This is a genomic window from Nocardia sp. NPDC055053, from assembly GCF_053608285.1.
The window spans coordinates 96,593-109,687 of sequence record NZ_JBSGVD010000009.1; the positions used below are offsets into that span (position 1 = coordinate 96,593).

Annotated in this window: 12 protein-coding genes; 7 read left to right on the plus strand and 5 right to left on the minus strand. The window is 68.2% G+C overall.

Annotation, left to right across the window (positions count from 1 at the left end; genetic code table 11):
• Window positions 1-13 precede the first annotated feature (13 nt).
• Window positions 14-1,090 carry an ABC transporter ATP-binding protein gene (locus ACWF82_RS12100; RefSeq protein WP_452500524.1) on the minus strand — a complete coding sequence of 359 codons (1,077 nt, stop codon included), beginning with the start codon at window positions 1,088-1,090 and terminating at the stop codon, window positions 14-16.
• 143 nt (window positions 1,091-1,233) lie between these two features.
• On the opposite strand from ACWF82_RS12100, the gene ACWF82_RS12105 reads away from it, so the two are divergent.
• From ACWF82_RS12105 to ACWF82_RS12125, 5 genes are all read left to right on the plus strand, one after another.
• The gene (locus ACWF82_RS12105; protein ID WP_452500526.1) at window positions 1,234-2,028 is read left to right on the plus strand and encodes an LLM class F420-dependent oxidoreductase; all 795 of its coding nucleotides are present in this window, start codon (window positions 1,234-1,236) and stop codon (window positions 2,026-2,028) included.
• 69 nt (window positions 2,029-2,097) lie between these two features.
• Window positions 2,098-3,891: an ABC transporter substrate-binding protein/permease gene (locus tag ACWF82_RS12110; RefSeq protein ID WP_452500527.1), complete on the plus strand. Its 1,794-nt coding sequence runs from the start codon at window positions 2,098-2,100 to the stop codon at window positions 3,889-3,891.
• Window positions 3,888-4,613 carry an amino acid ABC transporter ATP-binding protein gene (locus tag ACWF82_RS12115; protein WP_452500529.1) on the plus strand — a complete coding sequence of 242 codons (726 nt, stop codon included), beginning with the start codon at window positions 3,888-3,890 and terminating at the stop codon, window positions 4,611-4,613. Before ACWF82_RS12110 ends, ACWF82_RS12115 begins: the two co-directional genes overlap by 4 nt.
• A gap of 105 nt (window positions 4,614-4,718) precedes the next feature.
• A complete protein-coding gene (locus tag ACWF82_RS12120; protein ID WP_379305679.1) occupies window positions 4,719-5,015 on the plus strand; it encodes a hypothetical protein in 297 nt (98 codons plus the stop codon).
• A gap of 153 nt (window positions 5,016-5,168) precedes the next feature.
• Window positions 5,169-6,236, plus strand: a complete 1,068-nt coding sequence (locus ACWF82_RS12125; protein WP_452500531.1) for an alpha/beta hydrolase — start codon at window positions 5,169-5,171, stop codon at window positions 6,234-6,236.
• Between the two features lies 1 nt (window position 6,237).
• Here ACWF82_RS12125 and ACWF82_RS12130 read toward each other — a convergent pair whose 3' ends face one another.
• The 4 genes from ACWF82_RS12130 to ACWF82_RS12145 are packed head-to-tail and all read right to left on the minus strand — an operon-like array spanning window position 6,238 to window position 11,586.
• Entirely contained in the window at window positions 6,238-7,518 is a 1,281-nt protein-coding gene (locus ACWF82_RS12130) for a CHAT domain-containing protein (protein ID WP_452500533.1), read from the minus strand.
• Window positions 7,515-9,029, minus strand: a complete 1,515-nt coding sequence (locus ACWF82_RS12135) for a tetratricopeptide repeat protein (protein WP_452500535.1) — start codon at window positions 9,027-9,029, stop codon at window positions 7,515-7,517. Before ACWF82_RS12135 ends, ACWF82_RS12130 begins: the two co-directional genes overlap by 4 nt.
• Window positions 9,029-10,249: a hypothetical protein gene (locus ACWF82_RS12140; RefSeq protein ID WP_452500537.1), complete on the minus strand. Its 1,221-nt coding sequence runs from the start codon at window positions 10,247-10,249 to the stop codon at window positions 9,029-9,031. Before ACWF82_RS12140 ends, ACWF82_RS12135 begins: the two co-directional genes overlap by 1 nt.
• Complete coding sequence (locus ACWF82_RS12145) at window positions 10,249-11,586, minus strand: hypothetical protein (RefSeq protein WP_452500748.1); 1,338 nt, start codon at window positions 11,584-11,586, stop codon at window positions 10,249-10,251. Before ACWF82_RS12145 ends, ACWF82_RS12140 begins: the two co-directional genes overlap by 1 nt.
• 146 nt (window positions 11,587-11,732) lie before the next feature.
• Between ACWF82_RS12145 and ACWF82_RS12150 the strand changes: the two genes are divergently transcribed.
• Both ACWF82_RS12150 and ACWF82_RS12155 read left to right on the plus strand, forming a co-directional pair.
• Window positions 11,733-12,245: a lipoprotein LpqH gene (locus ACWF82_RS12150; RefSeq protein WP_452500539.1), complete on the plus strand. Its 513-nt coding sequence runs from the start codon at window positions 11,733-11,735 to the stop codon at window positions 12,243-12,245.
• A 41-nt stretch (window positions 12,246-12,286) separates the two neighbouring features.
• Window positions 12,287-13,087 (plus strand): hypothetical protein, encoded by an 801-nt coding sequence (locus ACWF82_RS12155; protein ID WP_452500541.1) that lies wholly within the window; start codon window positions 12,287-12,289, stop codon window positions 13,085-13,087.
• Window positions 13,088-13,095: the final 8 nt, after the last annotated feature.

Here is a 13,095-nt window from a genome sequence, read left to right on the forward strand (position 1 = left end):
CGGTCCGCGCCGGTCAGCGCAACCGACGGCCGTCCTGCGCACCGAAGAAGTACACGTGCTCGGGATCGACGGTCAGCTGCAGCAGCTCACCCTTGGCCGGTGGATTACGCCAATCCACCCGCGTCACAATCGTTTCCCCGGTCTGCCCGCCGTCGGAAACCGCGCGACCGTAGACGTAGGCGTCGGAGCCGAGCTCCTCGACCACGTCGACCTCCATCCGGAGACCGCCGTCGCCCACCTCGAGATGCTCGGGACGGATACCGAGGACGACCGTTCCCTCGCCCGCGTCGGCCACCGCGCGCGGCACCGGCACGGGGTAGCCACCGATGGTGACGGCGCCGTCGTCGACGGGCAGCGTGAACAGGTTCATCGCGGGCGAGCCCATGAACCCGGCGACGAACATGTTCGCCGGATCCCGGTAGAGGTCACGCGGGGACGCGCACTGCTGCAGCAGCCCGTCCTTGAGCACGGCGACGCGGTCACCCATCGTCATCGCCTCGACCTGGTCGTGGGTGACGTAGACGGTGGTGGTGCCGAGCCGGCGCTGCAGCTGGGCGATCTGGGTGCGGGTCTGCACGCGCAGCTTGGCGTCGAGGTTCGACAGCGGCTCGTCCATCAGGAACACCTGCGGCTGACGCACGATCGCGCGGCCCATCGCCACGCGCTGGCGCTGACCGCCGGAGAGCGCCTTGGGCTTGCGGTCCAGGTACTGCTCGAGGTCGAGCAGCTTGGCCGCGGCCAGCACCCGCTCGTCGCGTTCGGTCTTGGACACCTTGGCCAGCTTCAGCGCGAAGCCCATGTTCTCCGCGACCGACATGTGCGGGTAGAGCGCGTAGTTCTGGAACACCATCGCGATATCGCGATCCTTGGGCTCGGCATGGGTGACGTCGTTGTCACCGATCAGAATGCGTCCGCCGTTGACCTCTTCGAGGCCGGCCAGCATCCGCAGCGAGGTGGACTTGCCGCAGCCGGAGGGGCCGACGAGGACCAGGAATTCGCCGTCGGCGATCTCCAGATCGAGTGCGTCGACGGCCGGTGTTGTCGCACCGGCGTACAGCCTGGTGGCGCGGTCGAAGGTCACGGTAGCCATGCGTAGATCAACATCCCATCCCGGCAGGAACGTGCCGGACGATCCGAGTACAGGGTCGCACGGATCGTAGCGGCCGCCGAGAGGCAGCGCCGGATTCCGGGTAGCCTCGGTCGCGGAGCCCACCGAGTGCGGAGGAGCACGGTATGAGTCGTCCAGTTCGTATCGGAGTCCAGCTTCAGCCACAGCACGCGCCCGAGTACGCGCTCATCCGCGACGCGGTGCTGCGCGCCGAGGACACCGGCGTCGACATCATTTTTAATTGGGACCATTTCTACCCACTCACCGGCGACCCCGTCGGCGCGCATTTCGAATGCTGGACGATGCTCGGCGCGTGGGCCGAGCAGACCGAGCGGGTGGAAATCGGCGCGCTGGTCACCGGCGGCGGTTACCGCAATCCCGATCTGCTCGCCGACATGGCCCGCACGGTCGACCACATCAGCGACGGCAGGCTCATCCTCAGCATCGGCGCGGGCTGGTTCCAGCATGACTACGACGAGTACGGCTACGAGTTCGGTACGCCAGGCACCCGGCTGAGTCTGCTGAAGGACAACCTGCCCCGGATCAAAGCCAGGCTCGCGAAGCTGAATCCGGCTCCGGTCAGGGAGATCCCGATCCTCATCGGCGGTGGTGGCGAGCGCAAGACGCTGCGGCTGGTCGCCGAGTACGCCGACATCTGGCATTCCTTCGCCGACCTCGATGCGCTGACGCACAAGAACAAGCTCCTCGCCGAGCACGCGGCTGCCGTCGGCGCGGACGCGACGCGAATCGAAAGGTCGGTTCCGTGGCCCGGCCGGGCGAAAGCTGACGCGTTGCGCGCGGCAGGCGTCACCCTGTTCACCGTTGGCGTTTCCGGTCCCGACTACGACCTGACCACAGTGAAGCAGGCGATCGAGTGGCGCGACGACGTGAACCCCGAGTCGCTCGAAGGACTCGCCTGACCAGGTGATCCCCGTCGCGGACAGGCGCGTAACCATCACTGTGCGAGGTTGCGACTAGGGTCTATCGCCATGGCTGGTGTGCGTGCTGTGCGAACCCGGGCGCGGATCGCCGCGTTGTTGCTGCTTGTCGGCGTGGCCGCGACCGGGTGTGGTGGCGGGGACAGCGAAACGGCGACGCGCGATCTGTGTTCCCCACCGGGCCAGAGCGCCGCCTCGGCAGCGCCGAACAATCTCGCCTCCTCTGCGACCGCGGGCACCGACCGGTACACCACGCAGACCACCGCGCCGGTCGAGTCGATCGACACGAGCAAGCTCGGCCTGCTCAACCCGGGCACGCTGAGCGTCGGCACGTTGTCGGACGCGCCACCGAGCATCTGCGTGAACGGGCAGGGCACGTTCACCGGCTTCGACAACGAACTGCTGAAGGCGATCGCGGCGAAACTCGGTCTGCGGGTCGAGTTCTCCGGCACCGAGTTCGCCGGTCTGCTCGCCCAGGTGTCGGGCAAGCGGTTCGACGTCGGGTCGTCCAACATCACGACCACCGATGCCCGCCGCGAGCTGGTGGGCTTCACCAACGGCTACGACTTCGGCTACTTCTCGCTGGTCGTGCCACAGGGCAGCGCCATCAAGGGCTTCGGTGACCTGAACTCCGGCACCCGCATCGCGGTCGTGCAGGGCACGGTGCAGGACGAATTCGTGGTGAACCAGCTGCGGCTGGATCCGGTGAAGTTCCCCGACTACAACACCGCCTACGCGAATCTGAAGTCCGGTCAGGTCGACGCCTGGGTCGCGCCGTCGGCGCAGGCCGAGGGCGCCATCAAACCCGGTGACGGAATCGTGTTGTCGGAGAACACCTTCAGCCTGGACAACTTCGTCGGCTACGCCGTCGCCAAGAACAATCAGCCGCTCATCGACGCGCTGAACTCCGGTCTGGACGCGGTGATCGCCGACGGCACCTACGCCAGTCTGTATGCCGACTGGGTGCCGCGCGAACTGCCGCCCGGCTGGAAGCCCGGCTCCAAAGCCGCGCCAGCGCCGCAACTTCCGGACTTCGCCGCGATCGCGGCCGAGAAGCAGCCGGATACGACCGAGCAGGTGGCGCAGAAGTCGACCTTGCAGCAGCTCAAAGACACGTTCTTCGACTGGTCGCTGTACAGCAAGGCCTTTCCCGATCTGATCAAGACCGGCCTGCCGAATACGTTGATCCTCGCGGTGGTTTCGGGCGTGCTCGGCACCGTGCTCGGCATGCTCCTCGCGGTGATGGGCATTTCCCGCACGCGCTGGCTGCGCTGGCCCGCCCGCGTCTACACCGACATCTTCCGCGGCCTGCCCGCCGTCGTGATCATCCTGCTGATCGGCCTCGGTATCGGCCCGGTGGTCCGCGACCTCACCGGCGGCAATCCGTACTGGCTCGGCGCGGTCGCGCTGGCGCTGCTCGCGGCCGCCTATATCGGCGAGATCTTCCGCTCCGGCATCCAATCGGTCGAACCGGGCCAGCTCGAGGCCGCGCGCGCCATCGGTTTCGGCTACCGCCAGGCGATGACGCTGGTGGTGATCCCGCAGGGTGTGCGCCGGGTGCTGCCCGCGCTGATGAACCAGTTCATCGCGCTGATCAAGGACTCGTCGCTGATCTACTTCCTCGGCCTGCTCGCCTCCCAGCGCGAACTGTTCGCCGTCGGCCGCGACCTCAACGCCCAGACCGGCAACCTGTCCCCGCTGGTCGCGGCGGGCCTGATGTACCTGGTGCTGACCATCCCGCTCACCCACTTGGTGAACTACATCGACGGCCGGATGCGCACCGGAAAACCGACACCCGCCGACCCGATCGAGCAGGCCGTCATCACGGAAGGACGCGGCGCGTGAGTGCATCGCTGACCGGCACCGGTCTGAACCTGACCCTGGGCAACAACCACATCCTGCGCGGCGTCGACATCCACGTCGAAGCCGGGCACGCGACGACCGTCATCGGCCCGTCCGGCTCGGGCAAGTCGACGCTGCTGCGGGTACTCAACCGCCTGCACGAACCAGACTCCGGTGACGTGCTGCTCGACGGCAAGTCGGTGCTGCGCGAGGACCCAGACAAGCTGCGTCAGCGCATCGGCATGGTGTTCCAGCACTTCAACCTGTTCCCGCACAAGACCGTCGCCGACAACATCGCGCTCGGCCCGCGCAAGCTGCGCGGCCTGTCCGCCGAGCAGGCGCGGGCGCTGGCGCTGGAACAGCTCGAGATCGTCGGCCTGGCCGACAAGGCCGATGCCAGGCCCGCCGCGCTGTCGGGCGGCCAGCAGCAGCGCGTCGCCATCGCCCGCGCGCTCGCCATGAAACCGGAACTGATGTTCTTCGACGAGGCCACCTCGGCGCTCGACCCGGAACTGGTCAAGGGCGTGCTCGCGCTGATGGCCGATCTCGCGTCCGGCGGCATGTCGATGATCGTGGTGACCCACGAGATGGGCTTCGCCCGCAGCGTCTCCGACAGCGTCGTGTTCATGGATCAGGGCGTCGTCGTGGAGACCGGCACCCCCGACGAGCTGTTCGACGACGCCAAGACGCCGCGTCTGCGCCGCTTCCTCGATCAGGTCCTCTGACCAGGTCTTCCGACCGGTCGGCGGGGTCGCAGCAACGCATGCGCAACTGTTAATGTCGGACGTGTTCCAGCTGCAATCGACCGGTACGAGTACAGGGAGATCCGCATGACAACGGCACACGTAGAGCACCCCGAACACACCCACGTCCACGGCCCGACCTGCGGACATGTCGCCGTCCCGCACGGCGACCACGTCGACTACGTCCACGACGGCCACCTGCACCGCGAACACGCGGGCCACTTCGACGAGTGTGAGGTCTCGGCACACGTCGAGTGCACCGCCCACGACCACGTCCACGGCCCCGGCTGTGGCCATGTCGCGGTTCCACACGGCGACCACGTCGACTACATCCACGACGGCCACCGCCACGCGGCGCACGACGGTCACTTCGACGAACACTGACCAGCTGATTCCACCCGGAGCGCGCGTCCGGGTGGAATTCGCGTCCCCGCGATACTTCTGGCTCGACGATCGATCGTCCCCCCGGATACTCTCTGGAGTGTTCTGGCGGCCAGTGGTGTGTCTGCCGATTCACGAAGTGGAGAAATTCGGCAGATGGGTAGATCAATCAGGCGCGCCATGGCTTTCGGTCTCGCGGGCAGCGTGCTGGCGGCCTGCGTCGCCACCTTCGGCGCGGGCAACGGCCTGGCGGAGGGCCGTGATCCGATCATCGAGTCGAAGAAGCTGCTCGCCTCGCCGACCACGGCCGACGGATCGCACATCATCTCCAGCCGGGTCGATGATCGTAATCTGACCATGTTCGTCTTCTCCGCCGCGATGAACAAGGGCATCACGGTGCGGGTGCAGCGTCCCAGGGACGCGTCCGAACCGCGTCCGGTGCTGTACCTCCTCAACGGCGCGGGTGGCGGTGAGGACAGGGCGACCTGGTGGCAGAACACCGATGTCGGCGACTTCCTCGCTACCAAGGACGTCAATGTGGTGATGCCGATCGGCGGCGCCTGGGCGTACTACACCGACTGGCAGCGCGACGACCCGGCGCTCGGCCGCAACAAATGGCGCACCTTCCTGCTCGACGAGTTGCCGCCGCTGGTCGATCAGGCCTTGGGCACCAACGGCGTCAACGCCATCGCCGCGAACTCGATGACCGCGACGGCCGTCTTGCAGCTGGCGGAGGCCAGGCCGGGCTTCTATCAGTCCGTCGCCGGGTACAGCGGCTGCGCGCAGATCGCCGACCCGATCGGCAAGCAGTTCACCAAACTGGTGGTGGAAACCTACGGCGGCGGCGACGTCCGCAATATGTACGGCGCCGACGACGATCCGGCCTGGGCGGCCAACGACCCGGTCGTGCACGCCGAGAAACTGCGTGGCACAAGGCTGTTCGTCTCCGATTCCTCGGGTCTGCCGGGCGCGCACGACCGCATCGACGACCCGTACATGATGAACCCGACGCCGTTCGGCCTGGCGAATCAGCTCGTCGTCGGCGGCATCATCGAGGCAGCGGTCAACTGGTGCACGAGCAATCTCGAGGCCAAGCTGAGCGAGCTGCAGATCCCGGCGACCTTCGACCGTCAAGCCACCGGCACCCACTCCTGGGGATACTGGCGCGACGCCTTCTACCGGTCCTGGCCGGTCCTCGCCGCGGGGCTCGGACTGCCCGAATAGGTCAGTCCGACACGGTGGCGAACGCGGACCAGAGCAGCGGGGAGTTCTCCGGGGCTGGGTCGCCGCGCCATGCGGCCAATCGCGCTCGTTGCCAGGTCAGCAGGGTGGGGATGGGTGTGGGTGAATCGTGGGCGGTGTCCACGGCGCAGATGGCGGCTTGCAGCGGGTAGGTCGTGGTGTCGGTGAGGGTGTGGAAGGCGTGGTCGGTCGGCAGTGGCCAGCGGGTCGCCGTCACCAGTTCGGCGCCGGCGGACAACGCGGCGGTGGTGAGGCCGAGCGCTTCGGTGAAACGCAGGTCGCCGCCGCTTTCGCAGGCGATGAGCGCGACGCGGCTCGGCATCGGCCACAGTGTCCGGCCCGGCACCGGCGACGGGTCGATGGTGTAGGTGCCCAGCAGGAGGTCTTTTGCCGAGAGCGGGCGGTGCGTGCGATTCGGTGCCGCGAAGCCACGGGTGTCGGCGGCGCAGCTCAGGTGCAGCTCCGCGTGTTCGCTCTCGCCGGATTCCGGTGCGGGGGAAGTGACGTGGCCGACGTAGACGAGTCTGCTCGCGCCCGCCCTGAGGACCTCGGATAGCCAAATGCGATCGGTGTCGGTCCGGCGGAACAGGTCGACCGGGTCGGTGACCCTGGGCACTATCCGGTCGGCGTAACGCCGGAAGTGCTGGGCCACTACGGTTTCTGGGCTCGGCCTGCCAAGGACGGAACCGAGCTCCGAGTCGGCTCTGAACCCGGGAACACGGGGATCGAGTATCGCGACGACCGGTAGCTCGCGAGTAGCACTCCAGCGGTGCACGATTCGCTCCGGCGAGTGCACTACCGACACCGGGGCGAGCAGGCTGACATCGGCGATATCGAGCAGCCGGATCTGTGGATCGGGCGCGATGATCTCCCACGGCACCTGCGCCAACCGCGGGGACGGCTGAATCCGCAGGTGTGGCCGAACTCCGCGCTGCGACAGCTCGTAGAGCTGCACAGCCAATCCGTACGGCAGCAGGGTCCGTGACAGAGCCTGCGCCAGTCGGTTTTCCGCATCGGGTTCGGCGAGCGCGCCCGTGGTCAGCACCCGCCGCAGGTCATCGGGCCGCGACGGATCCGGCACCGCATCGGCCAGCAGTCGCAGCGTCGCCCGGACGTCGTCCTGGGGGATCATGCCCACGCCGCGCGCCAGGGCTTCATCGGCCCAACGCCAGGACACATAGACATCGCCCGCGTCGGCCATTCGAATGAATGCGGTGGGTGTCTCGCCCGCCGATGGCGCAGCCTCGTCCCGGGGAGGCTTCATAACGCGATCACCCGCTCGTCGCGGACGGCGCGACCATAACGCTGCTCGGCGTAGAAGATGAAGTCGGCCAGCACTATTCGTCCGCTGTCGGTCAGTCTGGGCGGGGGTGCGACGGGGATTCCGGCCGCGGCGGCGACATCCGCGAGTGCCGCGCCCAGCTGTAGCGCGGGTGTGGTGATCGGTTCGGTGGGTGTGGGGTCGAACAGCTGGAACCCGAGGGTCGGCGCCGTGGTCTCGGCGAACGCGGAGTGGTCGAGAGTTGCTCCCGCGCACAGACTGTCGATCAGGTCGCACACCAATTGGCCGTTGCCGGAGCGGGCGGCGCAGCGGAAGGCCAGGCGCATGGCGGGTTCGGCTACGGCGCGGTGCCAGTGCTCGCGCTGGTTACCGTTGGGGAGCGTGTGGCGCACCGCGTCGATGGCCAGTGCCGACGAAACCGCCAGGGTGACAGCGCGGGAGAGCACCGCCGGATCTGGCTGCGAGGCCTGTTCGATGGTGGTGTACAGGAGTTCGGCGTGCCAGTAGTCGAGCTGGGCGCAGTGCATGCCGAGCCCGTGTGCGGAGTAGACCGCGAACGATGCCGCGAGCAGCTCATCGGCCTGTACGAGATCACCTTCGGCCCAGGCGACCGTGGCAAGGCGCAGCCGGACATCCGCCGCATCCACCACCGCGCCGGTCGCATCGAATCGCGTCAGCGCCTGCTCGTAATATGTTCGCGCCGTGACCAGGTCACCTCTGTTCTCGGCGAGGAAGGCCGTCGTCTTGGCGCCGATCCCGGACCGATGTCCCAGCTCGGCGGCCTCGAAGAACCGCTGGCTGGCGCGCAGCGGCTCCTCTGCTTCGTCGAGTCGACCCGCCCGCACCAGCATGGTGGCCAGGTTCTGCCGCGACTCGGCGACGGAGGCGGCATCGCCTGTCGAGACGAAAGCGGCCACACCCTGCCGGGCGAAGTCGATGGCCAGTTCCCACCGGCCGGTCTCGAACGAGCTCGCCGCCAGGTTCATCAACGGGTGTCCGGCCAGTTCCGGCGCGAAACGCTCTGTCACCGCCAGGGATTCGGTTGCCAGCTCACCGGCGCGTGCCCACTGCTGCCGATGCAGCGCGACCGCGGTCAGCGAGAGCAGACACGCCACCCGCAGCAGACCCTGATCGGTTCCGTCGGCCAGTAGCGCCCGCGCTTCCTCGAGCATCTCCTGCGCGGCATCGAAATCACCGAGGTGTTGCAGTGCCTGCGACAGATTGACCAGCGCGGCAGGGCGCTGGTGCGCCGCGTCATCGGGCATGACGGTCAGCGCGGTCCGGAACAACGTCACCGACCGCCGATGATCACCGAGCTCGTCGGCCATACTCGCCGCATTGATCAGCGCCGCACTCCGCAACCGCGGCGCAGCGCCATCGGCGGCCTGCTCGAAGATCGCCATCGCCTCGACCACGTCACCACGCTGGTATGCCGCGTAACCCGCGGCGAGCTGCGCGTCGTCCTGGTCGGAGGGCCTACCGGTCGCTGCCATCAGAAGTCCTCGTCCGTCGCGGCAGCCGCTGTCTCGGCGGTCAGGAGCGAGTCGCCGGTGTGCTCGGTGAGGCGTAGCCGGGCGAACCGACGGATCTGAGCACGAACCTCCGACTCGTCTCGCGGAGGATCGGCAGGACCGACACCTGGCACGAAAATGGTTATCTCGGGCGATGTTTCAGGTGCTCCAGGAATCTGGACGGATCCCGTCCAGGCGTCGCCGAGCAGGTGCAGCGGTGTCGTGAACTCCACGTCGTCCAACGGTGATATCCCCGCTCGGTCCATGGGGGCGGGCTGAGCCGACCGCACCCGCGCGTGTGGCCGAAGGTGTTCGGGGATCATACGTCGGCAGTCCGGGGCGGCAACCACGCTCACCTGCACTGCCGATGTCTCGGCAGCCCGCGCCACCTGCCAGGACATCGCATTCTCGCCCGCGTCGAGAATCCCAGGCGGGCAACGCCGCCAATCCCACTCGCCACTGCCGCGCGCGATGATCAACCCATCGCCGCCCATTGTCGATCCACCTGCGGCCAGCGCGTAATCGTCCACGCGGCCCGAGGTTTCGCTCAGCTCTCGGATGTCATCGCGGGCCGTCCCCCGGCTGGTTGTGCGGTTAGGTGATTCACTCGATCGGTGGTCGCGATCTCGGGCCGTCCCCTGATTCGGGGAATCGGGTCGGGTGAACGGTTCGGCGTCGGCACCGTCGAGTGCGGTGTCGCACGTGTCGGTCAGCTCGGAGATCTCGGTGGCCAGTAGATCGGGATCGAGCGCGGGAATCCCGTCGACGGTCGACGCCGGCCACCACCGAGCTGCCCAGTGCGCGTAGGCGAGTCGGCGCAGGGCGATCACCAACTCCGGTCGCGCAGGCATGGCGGCGAGTGTGTGCTGCTTCGCGACATCGAGATCGGCATCGGCATCCGCGTCGTCGGCATCGGCGAGCGCGGTGACGTCGGCGACGGCGAGCGCGGCGTCTTCGCCATAGACCGCCCACAGCCAGTCCTGCGCGGATTCTGGGTCATCCAGTACGGCAGCCGGAAGAGATTGTGCGGCAAGCAGACTCCACGAGAGATGGCCGCCGGTCACTTCCAGCACGAGAACGTCGAGGCCTGGCGCATCGTCGAGCACCGTCGGCTCCGTCGGCGCGGAGAGTTGCCCGCCGGTGGTGTCCTGCGGGACCAGCGTCATGAGGCCCGCGGCCCACTGGATGCGGATCGTCGTCATCAGCTCGCCCTCGCTTCCGCCGCCGCGTGCTCGCCCATGGTGGTGAGCGCCTGCTTCACCCTCGCCCGATGGTCCAGGATCACCGACCGAGCGACCCCGTCGAGCAGATCCCACAGCTCACCCGGATCGACCACCGGCATCTCCCGCACGTCCCGCCCATGCAATCGAACCCACAACCTGCGCAGATAGGGCCGCCACGGGGTGTGCAGCTCGGTGGCGACGGCGGCCAGCGGACCCGTCGCACCGTCGACCACATGCACCGCGTACCGCCGCGCCTGCAGCACATACGCTTCCCGCCGCCAGCGACTGTTCACCACCTCGTGCGCACGCGACGGCCGCGCTCCGTCACAGGTTGTCCCGAGCTCGAGGTTGCCCCGCGGACCGGCCGCGCCGATCGGTGAGAGGCACAGTGCCAGTTCGCAGCCCGCTGCCGCTGTTACTCGCAGCGACTCGTCCAGCAGCCCCCATGGCGAGCAGCTGCGGGAGATCTCGGTGGTCACCATTTCCGGGATGCCGGGCAGGTCGGTGCGGTCGATACTGCCCTGGAGCACGGTGAAGACCCGCTCGTAGACGGTCCGGTCGAACGGCAGGCCGAGGTTGGCGGTCGATGCGGAAGAGCCCAGGTCGGGGCGCTGGGGACAGGTGTGGACAGTCAGGCCGAGGTCGTCTGCGCCGTGGGCCGGGTGTGTTCGCCACAGGGCGATGCCACGGTGGGTGCCTGCTCGGTCTTCGATCAGCTCGTCGAGCAGGGGGCCCGCGTCGGCCGGGTCGCCGTCGCGGGCCAGTGTGCTCGCCTCGAGCAGTTCGGTCAGCACGGACGACAGATCGCGGGCTCCGTAATCGGACAGCGGCCTTCTGCGCCAGGCGATGTCGAGCAGCGCGGTGAGCTCGACCAGCCGATTCGGCTCGGTCACATGGGCTTTCAAGGCTGTGGTGGTGCGCCCGCCGGTGCTGTCGTGGATCTCGCGCAGCGCCGCCTCGGCTCGCGACCGCGCGTCGAGGCCGGGCGCTCCGTGCACGGTGGCCAGTTCGAAGCAGCGCTGGAAGTACAGGTCCTGGGCATTGCCCTCGGTGATGCGCAGTGCCCGCCGTACCTGTTTGAGCACCGTGAACCAGTCCGCGCAGGCGCGCAGGGCGTCGGAGTGGGCGAGGACCAGCGAGGTCAGCAGGGCGACGCCGTCGGCGGAGAGCACGGTGCCGGCGCACAGCGGATGCTGCACCGGCCGGATGACCAGCGGATCGAGGATCAGCTTCACGGTGCGCCGCAACGGGCCGCCCTGAGGGCCGCTCAACGCCTCGACACCGTCGAGACCGCGCCACACCTCGTCGAGCACCATGGCGCGGGGTCTTCGCATTCGACCAGGTTAACGGCATTTCCGGTGGGTGACCCGGCGAAAAGTTGGGATCGGTAGGGCGCCGGTGGATTTCTACCTTTCTCTCAACGGGTCACCGACCCGCTCACACCGAGAGAACGGAAAACACCATGAACATCAAGCTGATCGCAGGCCTCGCCGCTTCCGCCGCCGCCACCGCGCTGTTCGTCACCGGCTGCGGCGACTCCGGTAGCAGCTCGACCCCGAGCAGCACCGGCTCGGCCGCGCCCGCTCCGGCCGCGGGCAAGTCCACCGCGAGCGTCGACGGCAAGGCTTTCACCGCCAAGTTCGACACCACCTGCGCCAAGCAGGGCGGCACCCTCGCGCTGGCGCTGACCGACCTGGCCAACGCCACCTACGGCAACCTCTCGGTCAGCGCCTCGGTCGAGGGCGACACCGTGCAGGCGGTCGCCATCGCGGGCACCCAGGGCGGCTCGAACGGCCTGCCCTACGCCGTCGGCTACGGCAACGGCCAGCCCGGCGGCTCGGCCACGCTCGCCAAGGACGGCAACACCTTCCGCATCACCGGCGAGGGCGTCAGCGCTCCGGACATGACCAACCCGCTGGCGGGCCCGGCCACCGCCAAGTTCGACATCACCTTCGCCTGCACCACGATCGCCTGACCCTGTCGCGACCCGGTCGCACCACTTCACGAGGAGGAATCATGAAATCCAAGCTCCGTGCGGCCGCGGTCGCGTTCGGAATCCTGTCCGTCGGCTACTACCTCTACTACGGCCTCACCTACACCCCCGACGAGTTCACCGGCGGCATGCTCGGCTGGGTCGGTCCGCAGATGGCGCTGCCGATCATCGCCCTGACCATCGTGCCGATGGTCTTCGCCTTCACCGGCGACGGCATCCTCGAGGCCTTCACCGGCCGCAACAGCTCGGAGTTCCGCGATGCCGAGGTGGGCATCGGCACCATCACCTCGTTCCGCCAGACCGGGGTATCGGTCAACGACCAGCCGCAGGTCAGGATCGAATTCCGGGTCGAAGGCGCGGACGGGAAGACGTTCGACTCGCACGCCAAGATGATCGTGCCGCTCACCGAGCTGGCGTTGTTGCAGCCCGGTGTCGTGCTGCCGGTCCGGTATCTGCCTGGCCGCACCGACAAGGTCGAGGTCGACCGCTCCGGTGACTCCGGCGCCGCGCAGCGGGCGATGAACGAGTCGCTCATCCGCAAGGGCATCACCACCCGTGGCAAGCTCGACATCGCCGAGCGCGGCGTGGCCGCCCAGGCGGTCGTCCGCAGCCTCGACGTCCCCGGCCGGATCCGCGGCGGGTACACCGAGATCGTGCTCGGCCTGGTGGTGACCCGCCCGGACGGCAGCACCTTCGCGACCAGCGCCGAGAAGTACCTGCCGCCGTCGGCGATCGGGCTGGTGCAGGTCGGCCGGATCGTGCAGGTGCACTACCTGCCCGGCAACGAGCAGGAGGTGGTGATCGCGCTCCCGGTCAACGCCTGATGACAACT

What these genes read in the sequence shown, in the direction of transcription:
- ACWF82_RS12155 (WP_452500541.1), top strand. Translation starts at nt 12,287, where the DNA reads ATGAAATCCAAGCTCCGTGCGGCCGCGGTCGCGTTCGGAATCCTGTCC.
- ACWF82_RS12120 (WP_379305679.1), top strand. Translation starts at nt 4,719, where the DNA reads ATGACAACGGCACACGTAGAGCACCCCGAACACACCCACGTCCACGGC.
- ACWF82_RS12145 (WP_452500748.1), bottom strand. Translation starts at nt 11,586, where the DNA reads ATGGTGCTCGACGAGGTGTGGCGCGGTCTCGACGGTGTCGAGGCGTTG.
- ACWF82_RS12130 (WP_452500533.1), bottom strand. Translation starts at nt 7,518, where the DNA reads ATGAAGCCTCCCCGGGACGAGGCTGCGCCATCGGCGGGCGAGACACCC.
- ACWF82_RS12150 (WP_452500539.1), top strand. Translation starts at nt 11,733, where the DNA reads ATGAACATCAAGCTGATCGCAGGCCTCGCCGCTTCCGCCGCCGCCACC.
- ACWF82_RS12100 (WP_452500524.1), bottom strand. Translation starts at nt 1,090, where the DNA reads ATGGCTACCGTGACCTTCGACCGCGCCACCAGGCTGTACGCCGGTGCG.
- ACWF82_RS12140 (WP_452500537.1), bottom strand. Translation starts at nt 10,249, where the DNA reads ATGACGACGATCCGCATCCAGTGGGCCGCGGGCCTCATGACGCTGGTC.
- ACWF82_RS12105 (WP_452500526.1), top strand. Translation starts at nt 1,234, where the DNA reads ATGAGTCGTCCAGTTCGTATCGGAGTCCAGCTTCAGCCACAGCACGCG.
- ACWF82_RS12125 (WP_452500531.1), top strand. Translation starts at nt 5,169, where the DNA reads ATGGGTAGATCAATCAGGCGCGCCATGGCTTTCGGTCTCGCGGGCAGC.
- ACWF82_RS12135 (WP_452500535.1), bottom strand. Translation starts at nt 9,029, where the DNA reads ATGGCAGCGACCGGTAGGCCCTCCGACCAGGACGACGCGCAGCTCGCC.
- ACWF82_RS12110 (WP_452500527.1), top strand. Translation starts at nt 2,098, where the DNA reads ATGGCTGGTGTGCGTGCTGTGCGAACCCGGGCGCGGATCGCCGCGTTG.